Raw genomic sequence first — 20,936 nt, 5'->3', positions numbered from 1 at the left:
CTGCGGTTGCCTACTTGCAGGCATGAGCCAGCCTGACGCTTTCGGCCAGATTGGCGGCAATGCGTTCGAGGGAAAAGCGCGCTTCGTATAAGGAGGCCGACGCTTTGCGCATCGAGAGCAGCAATGCCCTATCGTTGACCAAGCGGCTGATCCGGTCGGCGATCTGCGAGGGATCGTGCGGATCGATGGCGAACCCGTTCACCCCTTCCCGGACCGTTTCATCGGTGGCGCCGTCCCTGGTGGAGTTCAGGAGCGCGAGGCCGTAGGCAAGACCCTCGAAGCTGGCGAGGGAGCGGTAATCGGCGAGCGACGGGACCAGCAGGACATCGGACCTCGCGTAATATTCGCCCAGTTCGGCATAGCGCTTGCGGCCTTCGAAACGGAGCCGGCCGCCCATGCCCAGCGCGGCGGCCACTGCCTCGAGTTCGGCGCGCTCGGGGCCGTCCCCGACGATCGTGAGATCGATCCTCGCCCGGTCGGCGGGGGTGAGCGCAGCGAGCGCGGTCAGCAGTTGGCGCAGTCCCTTGCGCGGGCTGATGCTGTTGGCGAACAGCATCCGCACGGGACCGCCGCTATCGGCGATCGTGGATGCCGGGCCCGGCGGCCGTGATGTCAGATAGGGTGCGACACGCACCTTTGCGGGGTCCGCCCCCAATTGGCCGACAAGGTAATCTCGGCCCTTTGCGCTGTTGGTCTGCACGATTGCGGCACGGCGCACGGCCCAGCGCTTGACGGCCCTGATTGCCGGACTGGTGCTGCCGCCGCGGCCGGCGGGATCGGATTCGACCAGCAGGACCAGCGGTTTGCCTTTCCGGGTCGCTGCGGCTGCCACCGCCAGCAGCGATGCCGGGGTAAACTCGATCGCGATATACACATCGGTCGGAAGCCGGATCAAGCGCGCCAGCAACCCCGGAGATGGCAGCCTGATCTCCGTATCGTAGATCTGGCCGCCTTCCGCGCGCCGCTTGAGAGGGATGGAAAAGAGCCGCATCAGCGGCCGGAGCGGCAGGTTGTAAGGATTTTCGAAATTCGCCTTGCGGTCGACGATGACCGACATGGCCGGGGCGAGCGCGAGAAAATGAGCGAAAATCTCGCCAAAATACATCAGGTCCCCGCCATAGCCGTAACCATGGGACACCCAGTTTACCCGCAAATGTTCGATCGAGCCGTTTTCAACGGTCATGCTGCAGAACCCGTGGCAATTTTCCGTTGTGGCCGGGGTTCTAGCCTTCCCTTGCGGCAAGACAAGAATTCAATTTGCAATGCCGCATGGCTCTGCCATCAGTCCGGCATGAACGGCGCCGACGGTTGGAACGGGAACATCGCTTGGTGAACGTCGCCGTCTTCCACCCCGGGACCCAGCATAGCTGGCAGACAGCAACCGCGGTCCAGCAATTGGGGCGGCTCCAGTTCTACGCCACCAGCATCTTCTACAAGCCGGAGGAATGGCCTTACCGGATCGAACGCTATCTGCCGGGCCGCCTAAGGCAGCGCGTCCATGACGAATTTCGCCGCTTCGAGCACCCGGCGCTCGATCCGGAACTGGTCAAATCGGCCGGCCTGTTCGAATGGCTCGAACGCATCGCGGCGCGAGCCGGGCTGGAGAAGACGGCGGTCCGGCTGGACCTTGCGGGTAACCGCCGGTTTGCCAGATTTCTCGAACGGGAAATCCGGTCGGATCGGGAATTCGCGCTGTGGGGCTATAATTCCAGCGCGCTGGAGAGTTTCGAACTCGCCCGCGACCTCGGCCGGTTTTGCATACTCGACCGGACCAACGGGGATTTCCGGGTCTACAACCGGATCATGGAGGAAATCCTCGGCGAGTACGGCGACTATTTCCTGCCCGGTCATCGGCGAATCCCCGACTGGACGATCGAGCGCGATGACCGCGAATATGCTGAGGCCGACAGGATTGTGGTCGGAAGCGAGTTTGCCCGCGCGACGTTGGCGCAAGGCTGCCCCGATCCGGCGGTGGCGAAAAAGACCCGGGTACTGAATTACTGTTTCGACGAAAGCCTGTATGCGGACCTCCCCAAGCCTGCGCCAGTCCCGCCTGGCGAACCGGTGAGGTTCCTGTTTCTCGGCCAGCTAATCCCGCGCAAGGGCATCCATCACGTGCTCGAAGCGATCGAGCAAATTCCTGCCAGCCAGGCCCGTTTGACGCTGGTCGGAAAAATGGGTGTGCCGAAGGAAGCTTTCGCCCGCTTCGCCGACCGGGTGGATTTCATCCCCACCGTCGCCCGCGCCGACGTGCCGCGCATCATGTCAGAACATCACGTGTTTCTGCTGCCGACCTATTTCGAGGGTGCCGGGATTGTTCTTTACGAAGCGCTGGCGTCGGGGATGGCGCTGATCCAGTCGCGCAATGCGGCGCTGGCGGCAACACCCGATACCGGCATCATGCTGGAGGAGATCGATACCGGCAGTCTCCTCGGCGCGATGATGGCCCTTGTCGACGACCGTAACCGCCTCGACCATTTCCGCGCCCACGCGCAGGCGGAGGCGCAGAACTACACCTTCGCCCGCTACCGCAGCAACATCGCGAAGGTGCTGGCCGAGGCCGGTCTGGGCGGATGATCGCCTAGCTGGCAATCTTCACGCTGGCACGGAAGGTGACGGCGACTTCTGCAGCCGGGTTCGCGCCATCGATGTTGCGGAGCCAGAAGCGGATCTGGTCGGTTTCCGCCCTCACGGCGCTGACGATGTACCCCGCGAGTGCCGTCACCGGCGTGACCAGCGGCTGGTGCCACGCGCGCGTTCCGAGGAGCGCCAGCGTGAATGGCCCGGCCTGCGCGTCGAGCGCGGTGGCAGGGATGGTGACCGAACCGGTTGCGGCGCGAGGCAGCGGCGCTTCCATCACGCGCCAGCGGTTGTGGATCTTGTCCGCCCGCAGCCGCAGGCGGTCGCGAAAGCCGAGCAGCGCCACCCCGCCGACATCGAGGACCGCGTTGACCGACGTCGTATCGCGGTGCTCGATCGTGACCATCGCGCCATCGTTGTGTTGATTGACGTTGGCGGGCAGGTTCATCGTGAACAGGCCGCTTGCCCCGCTGAAACTGGGCCGAATCCAGCCCACGCCGATGTCCGGAGTCGGGGTCGTTGCAGGAGCGAAAAAGACCGGGCCGCCCAGATCCGTCAGTTCGAAGCCGCTATCGATGATCGAAACGTAGAAATCGGGCAGGGGTCCGCCGCTGACCACTCCGATCTTCTTGAATTGGCCGGACGCGCGCACGAAATTGTTGGGGCCAAGCGATCCCGTCTGTGACAGCAAGCTGCCGATCCCGCGGCCCGCGGTGCGCGCTTCCGCCGTCGCCATGCCATGGAGCCGGATGTTGACGTTTTCGATCGAACGCGCGGCCGATGTCGGGAACGGAGCAAACCGCACCGCGATGATGTCCGCGCGCTTGTCGCAGATCGTGGTTATGTCCAGATCCACATCGCGGATCACCTGGGCCGAATGAACCAGCACGACGGCTAGCTGCGTGTCGATCAGGGTCAGTTTGCCGCTGAGGTAGGAGCCCGGATAGAAATCGCCGCAATCCTGCAATGTCGCCTCGATATACAACATCGGCAGGCTGCCATCGTCGCGCCGCGGCGATGTCCAGGCCGTGCCGCCCGATACGCCGCCGGTCTTCGATTTGACAAAGGTGGCGTTGACGATCTTGCCGCGAGTTTGGCCGCCCCAGCCCTCGATCGAAAAGGCGCAGTTTTCCGCGTAGAGCCCGTCCACATCGAATATTTCCGGGCCATTGGCGTTGAGCGCCTGTCCGTTGGTGTGTTTGAGTACCAGATTGCGGCCGACGAAACCGCCCTTGCCCTGACCCGAGCTGAAGACGCATTCACCGAGGAATCCGATTATATCGAGATTTTCGGCGTGGACGATCCCGGCCTGCTTGTCCTGCTGGAAATAGACCCCCTTGTTGGAGATGTCCCAGCTATTCTCCCGGCTCGGATCTCGGCTGGGGGCCAGGGCGGGCCAGTCGGTGTTCTGCACCCCGACGGCATCGGAAAACAGGATCAGGTTACGGATCCGGACCATCGCGAGGTCCCTGACCGGAACCTGCGGGGAGCCGACGCTCACGGTGCCGGTAATCTTGATCCCGTGGCCCCGCCAGATCACATCATTGCCGTAGGCGATCGTGTCCATCACCTGATAGTCGCTTGCCAGGCTTCCCCCTCCGGGCCCCTTGCAATTGAGCTGCGAGCGGAGGGGGTGGCTGCTTTCCAGTGTCAATTGTCCGCTCACGACCATGAAGCATCCACTATGGTCGGTGTTCAGGCTGAATTCGGCTGTCCGCAAGGGGCACCACAATTCGTAATTGCTCTGGGTGAACCGCACGCCGTTCAGACCGGCAGCCAGCGCATAGTCGATCGCGGCCTGGATGAACGGCTGCTGGTTCGTTCCGGGCGCGTAGGTCGGGCAGCCCATCTGTTCAGGTGTAATGAAACCATCCGCATCGCCCGTCAGGCGGAAAAGCCGGTCACCAGCGCCAGCGAACATGGCGGCGGGATGGGCAGCCATCAGTTCGCCGTCAGCTTTGCTGTCGCTAACATAGCTGGCCGCGCCCAATCCCGGCGCCGCATAGCCATGGCTTTCGATCCGGGTGATGCTTTCGGGCAGGTCCGCAGCCGCCAGTTCGGTGAAGGTCAGCGGGCGCTGCGCCGCTGCCTGCAGTGCCAGCGCACGGGCAGCGAAATCGAGCGCGCTCATTGCGACACCCGGTAGGATACGGCGCCGCTGGCCAGCGTGATAGCGAGATAGAAGGTCGCTGCGGGATCGCTGTCCTGCCAGACCACTTCGTTGACGTTCACCGTGAAGCTGGCCCAGCGCATACCCGCAGCGGTAAGCCCGCTGGTGGTTGCCCCGCCGTCGACCGACCGGAGCAGCGAAACACGCCCTTCCCAGGTGCCGCCGGTCTGCAGATGGATCGGCATTCCGGCCGCTGTTGCGAACGGACCGACCAGCCCGGAAGCCGAGGCAGTGCCCGCCATCGGCGGAGGCGGAGTAGCGGCGGTCACCGACACCGGCAGCGGCGTGATGGCGGTTACCAGAGCAAGGTCGCCGGCATTGTCGGAATAGCCGACAGCGACGGAGGTCGCATATCCGGCAGGCGTTTCGATACGGGATTTCGGGGGCATTGGGGTCTCCGTTCAGGACAAGACCCGGTGCCAGCTATATATAAGTTCGCGTGTAGGAAAATGTTTTCGCTGAAGGTCGCGATGCTCAAGTGATTTGCGACAGGCCGCTTACCGCCGGGATCCCGCGACTGGCCACGTAGGCGGGCCAGCCAGTCTCGCCGCTCCACCATGTCGCAAAAGCGAAATCCAGCCCGGCCGCGCTCGCGGCGTCATAATCGCAAGCGCTGTCCCCGATAAACAAGGCTGGCCCCGCAATATTGCCATTGGCGATTTCGCGAGCGAGGATTGCGCCCTTGTCATGCGGGCTGCCGAAAATCCCCCCATCGAAATACTCCGCAATTCCGCGCAGCGGGAAAAGCTTGCGCAATTCGGCTTCGGCACCGCCGGAAACGATCAGCCAGCGCGCTCCTGCCGTCCGTTTCCGCAGATCCGCGAGGCCCGGCTCTACGTCGCAGGCCAGCAAGCGGCTCCATACGGCGTCGGCGAAGAGTTCGAGCAGTTGATCGTAATCCGGCCCCTTGGTCCCCGGGGGCACGAGTTCCTCGAGCAAATAGCGGAATTTCTCGAAGCGCGTCCCGCTGCGGTGCTTGACGTGATACTCGGCCAGCGCATCGGCGATGTCTTCGCCATAGGGCAGCGCTGCCTCACGAAAACTGAGCGTTTTCAACTCGTTGGAATTCAGCACCACCCCGTCGCAATCGAACACATAGGTGCTGTACGCCGGCTTCGGGCTGTCCTGCTCCATGTCAATCCAGCAGCCAGTCGCGGCCCTGTTGCAGAAAGATCGATTCGGCCGTGACGAAGTCCGTCATGTCGTCGACATCCACCGATTCCAATTTGTCGAAGACGATGAATTGCGGTGTGCGGCCCACAACATTGCCGCGTTCGATCATCAGGGCACGGTCGATGATGGTGATGGCAAAGTTGAGCGACGTGATGTCGGGCAGGTCCTGGCTTTTCGGGGTCCGGTCGATATCATAATTGATCGGCTTGCCGTCCAGCCAGAGAAACTTCTTTTCAGGCGACACCGAATTCAGGCTGTCATGCCGCTCGAGCGAGTCCTGGTAGAGACGGATGGCCCTTGCATGGGTTGATCGCCGGACCAGCGGACTGGTGACCTGGGTCATGAACACGATGTCGCCCGGGGTCGATTCGGCAATGTGGCGCCAATGGATATCATTGCTCACCGCCGAGCCGGCGTAATGGTCATCGCGCACCTGAACCGTGACACCGCGATTTCGTGCGATGCCCATGCATTCCTCGCAATCGGTACTGACCACGACCTCCGAAATGCCGCCCACGCCGGAAAGCACTTCCAGCTTCAGGTCGAGCAGGGTCGTGCCCGCAAAGGCGCGCGCATTCTTGCCCGGCACGCGCTGCGATCCCTTGCGGACCGGCACCATAGCCACAATTCTGGTCAAAATTTTCTCCTGCGCCAGCGATCCGGGACGCGGTGTTGGTGGGAACAGCTAAATGACGGCTTACTGCGTTGCAACGGTTAAGGGGCGGTCTATTCACGGCGCTTCAAGGGCTTGATTCGCCGGAGGGCGGAGTGGAGTTCGGCCAAGGCGCTCATGATCCCGGCGCGAAATTCGCTGTCTGGCAGCCAGTGGCGAGCGATGAAAGCGGCGACGCAGGCGAGTGTCACCAGATCGACCAGCGCGAAGGACAGGCCTGCAGCGGCTGCCCCCATCCTGCCGGCCAACCCGTAAATCACCAGCAGCCCGGCCGCGCTGATTGCCAGATTGGCGTAGGAAAACACCGCCTGACGGTTGATCACCAGGATCAGGTTCGACAGCGGGTTCCACAGAATGGCGCCGAAGGATGAAACCGCCATGAAGATGATCAGGGTTCTGTCGGTCTCGATCACTCCGCCGGTCCACAGGCGGATCGCCGGCTCCGCGAGCAGAACCAGGCCCAGGCCCATGACCAGCGCCATGGTCGCCGCGGGAAAGGCGACCAGAGCGAAATATCGGCCCGCCTTGTGCCGGTCCTCCTTTGCCAGCGCGTTCCCGAATTCCTGCGCCACCGGTATCGAGATCAAGGTCGACATTTGTGTACCCAGCCGGGAAATGGTCCGTACTGCGATGAATGCGGGGACCGCTGCGGCTCCCGCAAGCGCGCCCAGCATCACGACGCTGCCCTGTAGATAGGCGGCCAGCCCGAAGCCGAGCACGGACGCGGCAAGGGCGGGGCGCCACATCTCGCCCAGTTCGCTACGGGACGCAGCACGGAAACCCGGCGCAAGTCGGGGGAAGCGCCGAAAACTCACGGCGAGAACAAAGGCGATGGCGGCCAGCCGCAGAACCAGCAGGACCAAGGCCGCCGTCAGGGGGTCTGCACCCGATACAACCGCGATGATCACCCCGGCATTCTCGAGCGCATAGCTCCCCATGCTGCACCAGACCGACAAGGTGTACTGCATGGTCGAACGGAAGACTGCGGTGTTCAGGCGAAACAGGATGGTGGAAAGCCCATAGACGAGCAGAACCAGCAACGTCAGCCGTGCGTCGCTTGGGGAAAAACCTTCGGCGCTGGGCAACAGCCCTTCCGGAAGCCACCAGAGCAGACCCCCGATGACCCCGCAGGCTATGGCGCAGATACCGCAAGTGACCAGCCAGGCGGTGTGCAATGTGACCCGGGCTGCCTCCCACTCATCGCGTCCGACGAAGCGGGTCATCCGGGCGAGCGCCGAATTGACCGTTCCGAAATCGCTCAGCACCAGAAAAGCCGGAATGGTGATCATCATCGCCCAGATGCCGAACAGCGTCAGGCCCCAGTAATTGGCCAGCACCGGCACCATCAGCAGTTGAATCGCGGCCACCACGATCTTGTCGAGACCGTAGGAGGCGATCCCCAGTGACAGGCGTTTGCGGCTCATGATCGTCCGCCCTTTTCGGCGATCAATCGCATCATGCGCGCTTCCATGCCTTCGATGATGGTATCTCGAGACCACCTGTCGGCAGCGCGGCGTCTGCCCGCCTTGCCCAGCGCAAGACGCTTTGGTTCATCATCCATCAGCGCCGCGACCGCAGCGGCAAGCGCCCGCGCATCGCCTGGAGGCGTGGCGATTCCGCAGCCGTCAACCTCCTCATAAAGCCCAGTGCCGGGATTGGCGGTGGCAACCACCGGGCGGCCGGAAGCCAGCATGTTGGTCAGTTTGGAAGGCAGCACCAGATCCGCCGCGCCGACAATCTGCGGCAACAGATGGACGCTGGCGAGCGAGAGGAAATCGCCCATTCGTTCCATTGGCTGGAGCCCGTGCAATTGCACGTTGGCTAATCCCTCGGCCAATTGCGCCAACCGTGCCCGGCCCGGCCCTTCGCCGCAGATCACGAAGGTGATGTCATCGCGCCCTGCCAGCAACCGCGCCGCCTCGATCAGGATTTCGATGCCCTGCTTATTGGCGATATTGCCGGAATAGAGCGCGACCTTTCGGCCCTCCAGACCCCATTGCCGGCGATAGGTTTCCGGATCGGCTGCGGCGAAATCGAACGCCGCGTTGCTCCAGTTGCGCAATTCGTAAACGTCTTCCGGACTGACCACGTCCATCGCGCCCAGCCGGGCGCACATTTGCGGGCTGATGGTGGAAATCAGATCAGCCATCTTCATCATCCGTCGTTCCACCCGGCGGGCAAGACTGCCTGCGCCGGAATGTTCCTTGAGCAAGCCGGTGGCGAAGGCGGCTTCCACTTCGAAATCCTGGATGTGCAGCCACAGCGGCGCGCCTGCCACGCGGGCGGCCCGGGCAGCCACCGGAACCGACATCATGGATGGCGCGATGGTGAAAACCAGATCGGGCCGGTCCCTGGCGGCGGCCATTGCGGGGCCGTAGGCAGAGGCGGCGAAGCTGGCATGATGCACGATGCGGCGCGCCCCGCTGGGGTTGGCCGGGATGTAATGCGGCACGCGAATTATCCTGACGCCGTTTTCGACCGCAGTCGTGCGCCGCCTGGGCTGGCCGTCATAGGGCCGCCACTGGGGATAGTAAGGCTTTCCGGCTATCACGGCGACGTCATGCCCGCGCCCTGCCAGCGCTTCGGCCAGCCCGGCGGTATAGGGACCGATGCCAACCGGTTCCGGCGCATAATTGAGCCCGAGGACAAGCAGCTTCATGCCCGATCAGCACACCGGCCGGGTCATACGGTATTCTGCTTCACATTTCCGGCCAGGAATTCGGCATAGGCATGGGCGATCCCTTCGGCCAGACCGATCCGGGGCGTCCAGCCCATAGCAGCCACCTTCTCGCCGCTCATCAGCTTGCGCGGGGTGCCGTCCGGCTTGCCGGTGTCCCTGGTGATGGTGCCGGTGAAGCCGACGATCTCGCAGACCTTCGCGGCCAGTTCGGCAATGGTGATGTCGGTGCCGGAACCCAGGTTGATATGCTTTTCGCCGGAATAATGCTTGACCAGGAAGATGCAGCCATCTGCCAGATCATCGACATGCAGGAATTCGCGGCGCGGGGTTCCGGTGCCCCAGATTTCGATCGACGCGGCGCCGGCCAGCTTGGCTTCATGCGCCTTGCGAATCAGCGCGGGCAGGACATGGCTGCCTTCCGGATCGTAATTGTCGCCGGGACCATACAGATTGGTGGGCATCGCGCTGATGAAGTCGCAACCATATTGGCGGCGATAGGCCTGGCACAGCTTGATCCCGGCGATCTTGGCAATCGCGTACCATTGGTTGGTGGGTTCCAGCGGGCCGGTCAGCAGTGCCTCTTCGCGGATCGGCTGTTCGGCCAGTTTGGGATAGATGCAGGATGATCCGAGGAACAGCAGCTTTTCCGCCTGTTGCTGCCGCGCGGCTTCGATCAGATTGGCCTCGATCATGAGGTTGTCGTAAAGAAATTCCGCCGGGAAGCGGTCGTTGGCCAGGATTCCGCCGACCTTTGCCGCCGCGACGATCACCACGTCGGGTTTCGCCTGCGCCATCCATGCGCGCACCGCCGCCTGTTCGCGCAGATCGATTGTCCGGTCGGAGGTCAGGATGGTGCAGCTTTCCTGCGCTAGGCGGCGGACGATAGCCGCGCCGACCATGCCCTTGTGGCCCGCGACATAGACCCTCTTGCCCGCCAGCGGAAACGCCGCATCGGCCATTCAGGCACCCTTGGAAATGGGTGCGTCGCGCATCAGCACCATGTCCGCCGCGACCATCTCGCGCGCCAGTTCGCGCGCAGAGGTCTCGTACTGCCAGCCGAGTTTTTCCCGCGCCTTGGCCGGATCGCCCCGCAGCGATTCCACTTCGGTGGGGCGGAAATAGCGCGGATCGACCTCGATCAGCAGGCGGCCGTCGTCCTTGGCATAGGCTTTCTCGTCAATGCCAGCCCCCCGGAACTCAACCGGGATCCCCGCATCCTCAAACGCCCAGCGCACGAATTCGCGAACCTCAGTAGTGACGCCGGTGGCCAGCACGTAATCGTCCCCCTCGTCCATCTGCATCATCATCCACATCCCGCGGACATATTCGCGGGCGTGGCCCCAATCGCGTTTCGCATCCAAATTCCCGAGGTACAATTTGTCCTGCCGCCCCAGCGCAATGGCGGCGGCGGCGCGGGTGATCTTGCGGGTCACGAAGGTCTCGCCCCGTAGCGGGCTTTCGTGGTTGAACAGGATGCCGTTGGACGCGTGCATTCCGTAAGCCTCGCGGTAATTGACCGTGATCCAATAGGCATAAAGCTTGGCCACGCCGTAAGGCGAGCGGGGATAGAAGGGTGTTTTTTCGTTCTGCGGCGATTCCTGCGCAAGGCCGTATAATTCGCTGGTCGAGGCCTGATAGAACCGGGTGGTCTTCTCCATCCCGAGGATGCGGATCGCCTCCAGCAACCGCAGCGTGCCTATCGCGTCGGCATTGGCAGTGTACTCGGGTAATTCAAAAGACACGGAGACATGGCTTTGCGCCGCGAGATTGTAGATTTCGGTCGGTTTGACCTCCTGCACGATCCGGATGAGATTGGTTGAATCGGTCAGATCCCCATAATGCAGTACGAAATTGCGGTGTTCGACGTGCGGATCCTGGTAGATATCCTCGATCCGGCCGGTGTTGAAGGACGAGGACCGGCGCTTCACACCGTGAACTTCATACCCCTTGTCCAGCAGCAATTGCGCGAGATAAGCCCCGTCCTGCCCGGTCACACCGGTAATCAGCGCGCATTTTCTTCCATGAACGTTGGCCATCATAATTCCAGTTTCGCCGCAGGCGCGATTGTCTAGGTGCGTCCGCGGCACAAGGCAATGACGCTGGCATTGCGGGGTGGGGCAGGCGGGCGGGAAAGCGGCGTCGCGTCAGATTTCGTGCGAATGGTTGGTGACCTCGATCCCCCGGCGGGCGAGGGCGGACTGGATCCTGGCCAGTTCGCCAGCGGCCCCGGCGAAGAACTTCGGTCCGGGAAGCTCCTGGAATCCCCGGGCGATTTCTGCCCGCTCGCCGGCGGAGAAATCGCAGCCGATCATCCCGATCCTGCGGGCTCCGTTCATCGCCGCGAAGATGATCGCCGTCAGCGCCGAGGAATGGTCCAGAACCGGCAAGGTACGGCCCGGCGGCGGCAACTCGAAGCGGTCCCAGTCGGGCTGGCTGGGGTGGTAGCGCAGGGTGTAGGGGACCGGCAGCGATCCGAGCGAGGTGTTTTGCGTGCGCCATCCGGCCCGGTCATGGCGCAGCATGGTGAACAGCGCCCGGCCTTCATCCGTCATCATGTGCCACTGATCCAGAAAGACCGGTGCGTAGATGCAGCGGTCGGCACCAAGCGAGAGGAAGATCTGATCCCCGAAGGATTCCAGCAAGCCGCCTATCGGGCCGAGATCGGTGGTGAAAAAATAGGTCCTGTCCGGTCCCGTGCTGCGGCGGATGGCGAAATTGATGTGGATGGAAGCTGCGAACCGGGCAAAGAAATCGTCCCCTACCCGGTCCAGACTTGGTCCGCTGCCGACGATCAGGACATCCTGGCCCGCCATTTCCGCAGCCCATGCGGCGGGCGGGCGGCCCCGCACATACGCCTCTATCGCCTTGCCGCCGGTATAGGACCGAAACGGATTGGTGAGCGCCCAGCGCGCAAGGGACCACGGGCTTTCCAGTTTCGGAACGGCGCGAAGGTATCGCCGGTGATCGGACAAGGGGACGCCGCTGTCAGGCACGCTCAATTTCGCTCTCCCGTCGGCCAGGCTGCGATCCGGCTGACCCTGGGCCTTAGTAGCCGAACACCTTTCCGCAACGCTAAAAATTGCCCGGCGAGGTATGATTTCTTTCCTTTGCCGTTCGGCTGACGCACATGCCGGCCCCATGGTCTTCAGCAACGCGCCGCCTCTGGTTTCGGTCATCTGCATTTTCTATAATGCGGAACAATTCCTGCGGGAGGCCATCGACAGCGTGCTGGCGCAGAGCTGTTCGAATTACGAATTGATCCTGGTCGATGATGGTTCGTCGGACGGCAGCACGGACATCGCCAGGCAATACAGCCGTGACTACCGGCACGTGTTTTATGCCGATCATCCCGGACATGAAAACCTCGGGATGAGCGCGGCCCGCAGCCGTGGGCTGGCCGAGGCACGAGGAGAATTCGTCGCCTGCATCGATGCGGACGACGTCTGGCGACCCGAAAAGCTCGCCCGGCAGATCGCAATCCTGGAACAAAGCCCCCGGGTTGGAATGGTCTGCGGAACGGTCAATTACTGGAGTTCGTGGAATGGCGGGCAGGACGAGCTGATCCCGACCGGGCACCTCGTGGACGAGGTTTCGTTACCGCCGGATACCTCGCTCGCGCTGTACCCGCTGGGGGAGGCGGCAGCGCCGTGTCCCTCCGATGCGATGCTCCGGCGCAGGGTCATCGACGCGGTCGGCGGTCCGGAGCAGCATTTCACCGGGATGTATGAAGACCAATGCCTATACGCCAAGGTATATCTGGAAACTCCGGTCTATTTCGCGTCCGAAGTGTGGCTGGATTACCGGCAACATGCGGACAGCTGCGTCTCCACCAGCACTCTCGGCGGCCTGTACGCGCCGGCCGCGCGTTATTGGATGGACTGGTTTTCCGGCTACCTCGCGGCGCGCCATTTTGAGGGCAAGGCGGACGTCGAGCGGGCGCTGCGCCGGGCGCGCTGGCGGCTGGACCATCCACGCCTGAGGCGGGTGGTGAAACTCCTGCGCCGCGCCGCGCGCTAGCTCACCGCCCGCCCGGTTCGCGCGCCGCCTATATGCGGTCGAAACACGCCAATTGTTCGATCGGACCGGATTCCACAATCCTGCCGCCCTGGAACACTATCCCGCGTTCGCAGCTTGCCAGGGTGCCGGCGCGGTGGCTGATGACTATTGCGGTGCGGAAGAAGCCGCGCCGGGCAAGCAGCGTCATGATCCGGCTTTCCGACAGCAGGTCGACTTCGCTGGTCGCTTCATCCAGGATCAGCAGGTCGGGCCGGCGAAGCAGGGCGCGGGCCAGTCCGATCCGTTGCCGCTGGCCGCCCGACAAATTGCCTCCGCCGATCCCGACCGGAGAATCAAACCCGTCGCGCAGCGCATCGATGAAGTCGGCCGCGCCCGCGGCTTCGGCGGCCTCGGCGATCTGCGCGCGCGTTGCAGCGGGAAATCCGTACGCGATATTCTCCGCAATCGTGCCGTCGATCAGGCCGACATCCTGCCCGGCGATGGCTATATGCGATCGCCACCCGGCGGCGCTGAAATGCCGGATCGGCTGCTCGCCGTGGCTGATCGAACCGCCATCCGGTTCCACCAGACGGCATATCAGATTGATCAGGCTGGTCTTTCCGGAGCCGGAAGGCCCGATGAGCGCCGTCACCGTACCTGGTTCGATCACCGCGCAGATGTCCTGCAGCGCGCATGTTCCGTCGGGGTAGGTATAGGAGACGTTTTCAAACCGGATGGACCGATCGATAACCGGCAGGGGCACTGCGCTGACGTTCTCGGCCGGGAGCGGGCTTTGCGCGAGCAGCCATTGTGTCTCGCGCACCGCTTCGCGCACCGAGGCAATTCCCAGATGTGCCGCGTTGACCATCCGCGCCTGCGGCAGCGCGCGGGTCAACAGGATCAGGAATGCGCTTGCGACCGGGATCGACATGCCCAGCGCATAGGCGCTGAATACGACCAGGATGACCACCAGTGTCGCCGCCACTTCGGACGCCGGGCCGACGGCGGAGGACAGCCGCTGCGAAGCGAACATGCTGCGCCGGACCCGGCCCGATGCCTGCACAAAACGGCTTTGCTCGCGGTTTTCCTGGCCGAAGACACGGATGATCCGGATGGAATCGACGATCGCCAGCATCCGGCCCGCCAGCGCCTGGTTGGCCTGCGACACATCTTCGCTAAAACCTCTCAACCAGCGCTTGGGAATGGCTACGGCGGCTGCAATCAGCAGCCCGCCGATCAGCACGATTGCGAACAGCCGCCAGTCGAGCCAGGCGAGAATCGCGGCGAAGACCATCAGACCGGTCAATGCGGAGACGATGGAAAGCTTCCACCGGACGGTATCGGCAACCAGCCAGCTATCGGTGGCAATGATCTTGATCAGCCGTGCGCTTGGCTGGATCAGGAAGAACGGATAATCCATCCCGATCGTGCGGGCGGCAAGGGCATCCCGGATATCCGCTGCAATCCGCCCTTCGATCCAGGCAATCAAGGTATCGTTCGCCGCCTGGAATATGCCCTTCAGCACGATCAGGCCGAAAATGCCCGCCACGATAACGCCGACAATCATTCCGGTTTCGAAGCCGGTCAGAGCATCGAGCAATTGCTGCGTCGGCGGTGGGACATCGACTGGCAGGCTCGGAGCGGCATCGGCCAGCAACACGGCGAGAAGCGGAATGATCAGTCCGATGCCGACCCCCTCCATCAGGCTCGCGGCAAGACCGAACACGGCAATCACCGGCACCCACCGGGAATAGGGCTTGGCGATGGCCTTCAGCCCGGCGCTCGCCTCGCCGGTGTCGATCGGCAGCAGAAAATTCGCAAGAGCGCCCCCCGTGGCCAAGCCGATTTCCCTATCTTCCGTTGCGAAAGGTGACCATTAGTCGGGCAACATAGTAAACGAAATGCCTAAATCCGGAGGGGACCTGACCAGTGCGATGGTAGACCAAACTGTGGTTCCACCCCAGGCCCTATCCGTTTGCGTGGTGATCACCACCTATAACCATGCCCATTTCCTGACCGACGCTCTCGACAGTGTTCTGGCGCAGAAAACCCCCGCGTCCGAGATCCTGATCATCGATGACGGGTCGCAGGACGACCCCGCCGCAGTGGTCGAGCGCTACAAGGGAGTGCAGTTGATCCGGCAGGAGAATGCCGGTCTCGCCGCTGCACGCAACACCGGCCTGCGCCATAGCGAATGTGACCTGGTGATATTCCTCGATGCCGATGACGTGCTGCGGAAATATGCCATTACCAGCGGGCTTGCCTGCCATGTCGCCAATCCGGGGGCCGGTTTCGTTTACGGGGCCTACAGGCTGGTGGACGCGCAGTTGAGACCGACCAGCGGGCCGCAGTTCAAGCCGCTGAGGCACAGCGTCTCGCGCGACCTGCTGCACGAAAATATCGTCGGAATGCACGGAACCGTGGTCTATGACCGGGCGAAGCTGGTCGAATGCGGCGGTTTCGACGAAACGCTTGCCCGATGCGAGGATTATGATGCCTATCTGCGTATCGCCAGCCGATATCCCGCCGCCTGCCATCCCGAACTGGTTGCGGATTACCGGATCCATGCGGGCAATATGTCCTCCGATCCGGTCGAGATGCTGGAATGGGCGCTTGCCGTCCACGCCCGCTATCGGCCGCCGTCCGAAGACCGGGAAGGGCTGGCCGCCTGGCACGAAGGCCGCAGTTTCCTCAAGAGCTGTTACGCACATGATGCATGGAAAAGCCGCCCGGAACGCAGTGCCGCGCAGCGACGCCGCCAGCGGGCGGATATGATGCGGATCACTCCGGCGAATTCGGTGGTCGCGGCGCTCTGGCAGACTGCCCGGCGGTACATCCCGCGGTCGGCGGCGCGCATGATCAAGCAGGCGATGATGCGGGCACGCGGTCCTGCGGTGGGCAATGTCGATCTGGGCGATCTGGCGCGGGTCACCCCCGTCAGCCGGCAATTCGGTTTCGACCGGGGAACTCCAATCGACCGCCACTACATCGGCCGGTTTCTGGAGCGGAACCGGCAGTTCATCACTGGCCGCGTCCTCGAGATCGGGGATGACAGCTATTCGTCGGAATTCGGCCGGGACATTTCCCGTCAGGATATCCTCCATGTCGCGCCGGGCAATCCGGTCGCCACCCTGGTGGGCGATATATCCACGCCGGGCGTGCTGCCGAAGGACACTTTCGATTGCATGGTCGTTACCCAGACCCTGCACCTGATCTACGATATGGAACACGCGGTCCGGAACCTGAAGGACGCGCTGCGCAGCGGCGGATCGCTGCTGCTGACGGTGCCGGGGATCACCCGGGTCGGCGACGGCGATTGGGACGAAGGCTGGTTCTGGTCGCTGACCCGGCAATCGGTCACCCGGATGTTCGGCGACATCTTCGGTCCGGACAATATCGAGGTCTGCGTTTACGGGAATGTCTATTCGGCGACCGCGTTTCTGCACGGTCTGGCGACGGAGGAAGTGAAACTTCGTATGCTCGGCCACCAGGATCCTGCCTATCCGGTAATTGTCGCGGTTCACGCGCGGCGGGCCGACTGAATGCAGGGCCAGGTTCGCCGCACTGTGGGCAGCGGGCTGAGGCGCCTGCGCCGAATGGCCGGACCCCGCGGCCTTCCCTGCATTCTGATGTATCACCGGGTCGCCCGGCCCCCGTTCGACCCGTGGGGGCTGTGTGTGTCGCCTGCGAACTTCCGCGCGCAGATGGAGTGGCTGAAAGCGGAACGCCGGGTGATGCCGGTCGATGATCTGGTGACCGCGCTGGAGGCGGGCGAAGTGCCCCGCTTCGCTGCCGCGGTAACATTCGACGATGGCTATGCCGACAACGCGCTTGTCGCCAGGCCGGTGCTGGAAGAACTGGAAATTCCCGCGACATTCTTTCTCACCAGCAAGGCAATCGGTCAGGGGCCGTTCTGGTGGGATGAGCTCGCGGCGCTGGTCCTCCTGCATTCACAGGCGGTCCATTTCGAGGTCGAAATCGGCAGCAGCACGACCACGGTTCGGTGGGGGGCGCAGCACGCTCCACCGGCTGATCTGCCGGAGTGGCGCGCCGAACAGGGCGGCAATGATGCGCGCCGCAGTGCCTATCTGCATCTGTGGGAATTGCTGCAACATTGCGATGCGGGCGAACGGTCGCAAGCGATGCGCGGGCTGAGGGAACGGCTCGGGCGGCGGCAGGACGCGGGGTCAGATGCCGGTGAGCTTCCTATGAGCGAAAGCATGGTGCGCAGCCTTGCTTCGCCCCTGATCAGCCCCGGCGGACACGGGCAGACGCATGTGCCGCTAACCTCGCTATCGCCCGGCCGGCAAATTGCCGAGATTGCGGGCGGGCGGGCCGACATCGCCGCCATGACCGGCGGCGGTGCACCCACCGGCTTTGCCTATCCGCATGGATTCCATGACGCCGCGGTGCGTACCCGTGTCCGGGACGCAGGCTACCGCTGGGCGGTGGTGACGGACGATGCGGCGGTCAATCCGCGCCGCTTCGATCGATACGCGCTGCCGCGGATCGGGGTAGGGGACTGGCCCGCGGAAACCCTGTGCAGGAAACTGCGCTGAACCGTCCCCGCGCCTAGCCTAGTTCTGGGGTACCTGGAAAGTTCCGGTCACCCGGCCTCCCGAGCGGGTGCTGCCTTCGCCGGTCGCCGGGGAGGATCCGCTTGCGCTGCCGTCCACACTGGATACGCCGGTCGCCAGATTGATCACCAGCCTGCCGCCGTTGAGCGTATCGCCGCCGCGCCGCAGCCGCACATTTCCGGCGAGGGTGATGATCCTGCTGCCCAGATCATATACCGCCACATCGCCGCTGGCTGCTTCGTCCCCGCGCGTTACCCGTACCCCGCCGGTGGCGGTGATCCGCTGGATGCTGAGCGATCCGGCGTCGGTATAATTGATCAAGGTGCGCGCCGCACGCAGCTGCAATCCGGCCTGGACCAGATCGACATTGCCCGACAGGACGACCCGCTTCTGCCGGTCCTGATATTCGATCCGGTCGGCGCCGTAACTGACCGGCGCGTTGGAATTATGCGCCGCGATCGCCTGTGCGTGGCTGTACATTCCGCCGAACGCAGCCCCGAAGGCTGCAATGGTCAGCAGGAAGCCGCCTGCCGCCCAGCGGCCGGCAATATTCAGCAGCGGATTGCGCGATCGCACTTTCGTACCTGTCATTACGGCGTCCTCAATTTGCCGGGGATCATCCGGCCTCTGGCATTTCCCTCCAGCGTAACGGTTCGCGCGGGTAGGTCCGCCTCGAGGCGGTTGGCCGCAAAGGTTCCGGCCGGAACGCTGCCCGACACGCCGCCTTCGCCGACCACCTGCTTGGTGCGGAGGTTGATCGAGACGCCGCTCGCCACCATTCGATAGCCGTCCGCAGCGGTCAGTGTCAGCGGTCCGTTCACTTCCAGGACGTCCTCCGAAATATCGAATCTGCCGCCTTCGGCGCGAATACGGGCGAGGCCTTCGGGGAGCAGGATTCCAGCGACCAGATCCTTCATCCGCACGATCCCTTCCGCGCCCGAGCGTTGGACAGATTCCCCGGCGGTGAGTGAAAAGGGTTGCCCGTCATCGTCCTTGCCGCGGTACATGGCGTTGTCCACTCGCAGCCGCTCGTCGATCATTGCCACTTTGCTCCGGTCGAGCAGGAAACTGACTTCCCCGCGCGGAGACATGGGGGTGATGACCATAAACGCGGCCAGCACACCGACTGCCATCGGCAGGACCCGGGCGAGGAAACCGACCAGCCGGTCATGCGAACCGCCGGGCGCGGCAAAGCCCTGGCGCCGGGAGCGCAATTGCCGTGCTTCGGTGGTTTCAATTCGGGCACTCATGATACTTATGTAAGTGGGCTTCGATGGATTACATGTGGCTGAATATATCGTGTTCCGACCAACCGGCCAAATCGAGCGCGGCGCGGGCGGGCAGGAAATCGAAACAGGCCTGCGCCAGGGCGGTCCGCCCTTCGCGTTCCAGGCGGACCTCCAGGATATCCTTCAGGCGGTGCAGGAAGCGCACGTCGGACGCGGCGTAATCGCGCTGCGCCTCGTTGATTTCCTCCGCGCCCCAGTCGGAACTTTGCTGCTGCTTGGATATTTCCGCGCCGAGCAATTCGTTGACCAGGTTCTTCAGGCCATGCCGGTCGGTATAGGTCCGGGTCAGCTTGCTGGCGATCTTGGTGCAGAACACCGGAGTCGCCTGGACCCCGAGGTAATGCGCAATGGCGGCAAGGTCGAACCGCGCAAAATGATACAGCTTCACCCGCGCCGGGTCCGCCAGCACGGCTTTCAGATTGGGCGCATCATAGGCGCTGCCGACCTTGAACCGGACCAGATGCTCGTCACCCCCGCCATCGCTGATCTGCACCAGGCACAGGCGGTCACGCGGCGTGATCAGGCCCATGGTCTCGGTGTCGACGGCGACCGGGCCGGGCGCGAGCACGCCTGCGGGGAGGTCTTCTTCGTGAAAATATACTGCCATGCCGGGTGCCTTAGGCGGATTGGGGAAAGAGGGGAAGTGCTAGCTGGCGATGGCGACGCGCCGCGATTAGGAAGGCGGCATGGCCTTCGATTCCGTACCTGATAGCTGGCGCGAGGCGCTGGCACCCGCGCTGGCCGCTCCGGAAACGCGACGGTTGGCCGGTTGGCTCGCGGCAGAGGAAGCGGCGGGCAAGCCGGTATTCCCGCCGCGCGGACTGCGCTTGAGGGCGTTGGAGCTGACCCCGCTGGACTCGGTGAAAATCGTCATCCTGGGGCAGGATCCGTACCACGGGCCGGGGCAGGCGCACGGCCTCGCATTCTCGGTGCCGGAAGACGCGAAGATGCCGCCCTCGCTGGTCAATATCTACAAGGAACTGGCGAGCGACCTCGGGATTGCGCGCCCGGCGCATGGCAATCTGGACCATTGGGCGCGGCAAGGCGTCCTGCTGCTCAACAGCTCGCTGACGGTCGAGGCAGGACTGGCGGGCAGCCATGCCCGGCGCGGCTGGGATGCGATTACCGATGCCGCCGTGGCAGCGGCTGCGGCGCGGCGCGAACCGAGCGTCTTCATCCTGTGGGGCAATCACGCGCAGGCCAAGGCGGCGCGCATCCCGGAACTGGCGGACAGCGGACGGCATCTGGTGCTGAAATCGGTCCACCCCAGCCCGCTTTCCGCGCATCGCGGGTTCTTCGGCTCGAAGCCGTTCAGCCAGGCGAATGCCTTTCTGGAAGTGCATGGACGGGGCCCTGTCGCTTGGTAGCGGGCAACGGAAGATGCGCGAATGGGGCTGTTGTCTAACCAGCGGCGAGGAAATCGCGGTCGTGCGGCTGCAGCATGATCCCAGCGTTACAGAATGTGTGGAGTGTGCGAGAAAATTGGGCTGTCTGCTAACGACAACATTGCAGACATTTCGCCAGCGGGTTAATAAGGTTTCCATGATCGGGCGGTGCATAGCTTTTATGCTGATGCTGGGAGGTTGTCAGCCAGCGGCTGAACATCGACCAGTAGAGCAGATAGAACTCAGACAGTCTGGCTGGGAAAGTCTGGATGTTTCGGTCACCAGTACCGGCATTGGTTCCTTCGAACGAACTGGAATAGCTCCAGGCTCGAAGACAGGATCTTTTCGTATGACTTCAAGCGACTTCAAGTCGCTGGGGACGCGCCTATCCGAGTTTCGCGATGAGGCAGTTA

Annotated in this window: 19 protein-coding genes and 1 pseudogene; 6 read left to right on the top strand and 14 right to left on the bottom strand. The window is 63.4% G+C overall.

Annotation, left to right across the window (positions count from 1 at the left end):
* Window positions 1-10: 10 nt before the first annotated feature.
* Window positions 11-1,183, bottom strand: a complete 1,173-nt coding sequence (locus U0988_RS06480; RefSeq protein ID WP_322291810.1) for a glycosyltransferase family 4 protein — start codon at window positions 1,181-1,183, stop codon at window positions 11-13.
* Between the two features lie 146 nt (window positions 1,184-1,329).
* On the opposite strand from U0988_RS06480, the gene U0988_RS06475 reads away from it, so the two are divergent.
* Window positions 1,330-2,577 carry a glycosyltransferase family 4 protein gene (locus U0988_RS06475; RefSeq protein ID WP_322291809.1) on the top strand — a complete coding sequence of 416 codons (1,248 nt, stop codon included), beginning with the start codon at window positions 1,330-1,332 and terminating at the stop codon, window positions 2,575-2,577.
* A 4-nt stretch (window positions 2,578-2,581) separates the two neighbouring features.
* Here U0988_RS06475 and U0988_RS06470 read toward each other — a convergent pair whose 3' ends face one another.
* The 9 genes from U0988_RS06470 to U0988_RS06430 form a co-directional block, all read right to left on the bottom strand.
* The gene (locus tag U0988_RS06470) at window positions 2,582-4,711 is read right to left on the bottom strand and encodes a hypothetical protein (protein WP_322291808.1); all 2,130 of its coding nucleotides are present in this window, start codon (window positions 4,709-4,711) and stop codon (window positions 2,582-2,584) included.
* The gene (locus U0988_RS06465) at window positions 4,708-5,139 is read right to left on the bottom strand and encodes a hypothetical protein (RefSeq protein WP_322291807.1); all 432 of its coding nucleotides are present in this window, start codon (window positions 5,137-5,139) and stop codon (window positions 4,708-4,710) included. The genes U0988_RS06470 and U0988_RS06465 overlap by 4 nt, the downstream gene beginning before the upstream one ends.
* An 85-nt stretch (window positions 5,140-5,224) precedes the next feature.
* Window positions 5,225-5,884 (bottom strand): HAD family hydrolase, encoded by a 660-nt coding sequence (locus tag U0988_RS06460; RefSeq protein ID WP_322291806.1) that lies wholly within the window; start codon window positions 5,882-5,884, stop codon window positions 5,225-5,227.
* Window position 5,885: 1 nt separating this feature from the next.
* On the bottom strand, window positions 5,886-6,560 hold the full coding sequence (locus U0988_RS06455; protein WP_322291805.1) for a cytidylyltransferase domain-containing protein: 675 nt from the start codon (window positions 6,558-6,560) through the stop codon (window positions 5,886-5,888).
* A gap of 89 nt (window positions 6,561-6,649) precedes the next feature.
* Complete coding sequence (locus U0988_RS06450) at window positions 6,650-8,020, bottom strand: hypothetical protein (protein ID WP_322291804.1); 1,371 nt, start codon at window positions 8,018-8,020, stop codon at window positions 6,650-6,652.
* Entirely contained in the window at window positions 8,017-9,255 is a 1,239-nt protein-coding gene (locus U0988_RS06445; RefSeq protein WP_322291803.1) for a WcaI family glycosyltransferase, read from the bottom strand. Before U0988_RS06445 ends, U0988_RS06450 begins: the two co-directional genes overlap by 4 nt.
* Window positions 9,256-9,278: 23 nt before the next feature.
* On the bottom strand, window positions 9,279-10,235 hold the full coding sequence (fcl, locus tag U0988_RS06440) for a GDP-L-fucose synthase (protein ID WP_322291802.1): 957 nt from the start codon (window positions 10,233-10,235) through the stop codon (window positions 9,279-9,281).
* Window positions 10,236-11,315 carry a GDP-mannose 4,6-dehydratase gene (gmd, locus tag U0988_RS06435; protein WP_322291801.1) on the bottom strand — a complete coding sequence of 360 codons (1,080 nt, stop codon included), beginning with the start codon at window positions 11,313-11,315 and terminating at the stop codon, window positions 10,236-10,238.
* Between the two features lie 105 nt (window positions 11,316-11,420).
* Window positions 11,421-12,275 (bottom strand): hypothetical protein, encoded by an 855-nt coding sequence (locus U0988_RS06430; RefSeq protein ID WP_322291800.1) that lies wholly within the window; start codon window positions 12,273-12,275, stop codon window positions 11,421-11,423.
* A gap of 139 nt (window positions 12,276-12,414) precedes the next feature.
* Here U0988_RS06430 and U0988_RS06425 point away from each other — a divergent pair, with 139 nt between their 5' ends.
* Window positions 12,415-13,293: a glycosyltransferase family 2 protein gene (locus tag U0988_RS06425; protein WP_322291799.1), complete on the top strand. Its 879-nt coding sequence runs from the start codon at window positions 12,415-12,417 to the stop codon at window positions 13,291-13,293.
* A gap of 28 nt (window positions 13,294-13,321) precedes the next feature.
* Here U0988_RS06425 and U0988_RS06420 read toward each other — a convergent pair whose 3' ends face one another.
* Complete coding sequence (locus U0988_RS06420) at window positions 13,322-15,112, bottom strand: ABC transporter ATP-binding protein (protein ID WP_322291798.1); 1,791 nt, start codon at window positions 15,110-15,112, stop codon at window positions 13,322-13,324.
* 94 nt (window positions 15,113-15,206) lie between these two features.
* Here U0988_RS06420 and U0988_RS06415 point away from each other — a divergent pair, with 94 nt between their 5' ends.
* On the top strand, window positions 15,207-16,814 hold the full coding sequence (locus tag U0988_RS06415; protein ID WP_322291797.1) for a glycosyltransferase: 1,608 nt from the start codon (window positions 15,207-15,209) through the stop codon (window positions 16,812-16,814).
* A 54-nt stretch (window positions 16,815-16,868) separates the two neighbouring features.
* Entirely contained in the window at window positions 16,869-17,831 is a 963-nt protein-coding gene (locus tag U0988_RS06410) for a polysaccharide deacetylase family protein (RefSeq protein ID WP_322291796.1), read from the top strand.
* Between the two features lie 18 nt (window positions 17,832-17,849).
* Here the strand turns inward: U0988_RS06410 and U0988_RS06405 are convergent, their stop codons facing one another.
* From U0988_RS06405 to U0988_RS06395, 3 genes are read right to left on the bottom strand one after another with little or no spacing between them, the layout of a single operon-like run.
* Window positions 17,850-18,440: an LptA/OstA family protein gene (locus U0988_RS06405; RefSeq protein WP_322291795.1), complete on the bottom strand. Its 591-nt coding sequence runs from the start codon at window positions 18,438-18,440 to the stop codon at window positions 17,850-17,852.
* The gene (gene lptC, locus U0988_RS06400; protein WP_322291794.1) at window positions 18,440-19,099 is read right to left on the bottom strand and encodes an LPS export ABC transporter periplasmic protein LptC; all 660 of its coding nucleotides are present in this window, start codon (window positions 19,097-19,099) and stop codon (window positions 18,440-18,442) included. The genes U0988_RS06405 and lptC overlap by 1 nt, the downstream gene beginning before the upstream one ends.
* A gap of 28 nt (window positions 19,100-19,127) precedes the next feature.
* Complete coding sequence (locus U0988_RS06395) at window positions 19,128-19,745, bottom strand: ribonuclease D (protein ID WP_322291793.1); 618 nt, start codon at window positions 19,743-19,745, stop codon at window positions 19,128-19,130.
* Between the two features lie 79 nt (window positions 19,746-19,824).
* On the opposite strand from U0988_RS06395, the gene U0988_RS06390 reads away from it, so the two are divergent.
* Together U0988_RS06390 and U0988_RS06385 are read left to right on the top strand one after the other, a co-directional pair.
* Window positions 19,825-20,505 (top strand): uracil-DNA glycosylase, encoded by a 681-nt coding sequence (locus U0988_RS06390; RefSeq protein ID WP_322291792.1) that lies wholly within the window; start codon window positions 19,825-19,827, stop codon window positions 20,503-20,505.
* Window positions 20,480-20,936: pseudogene (locus U0988_RS06385) on the top strand (hypothetical protein); the annotation flags it as partial. The gene U0988_RS06390 and the pseudogene U0988_RS06385, both read left to right, overlap by 26 nt.

Source organism: Allopontixanthobacter sp. (genome assembly GCF_034376665.1).
Classification (GTDB): domain Bacteria; phylum Pseudomonadota; class Alphaproteobacteria; order Sphingomonadales; family Sphingomonadaceae; genus Allopontixanthobacter.
The sequence above is the reverse complement of the archived record's forward strand: the minus strand, read 5'-3'. Positions and strand labels throughout refer to the sequence as shown.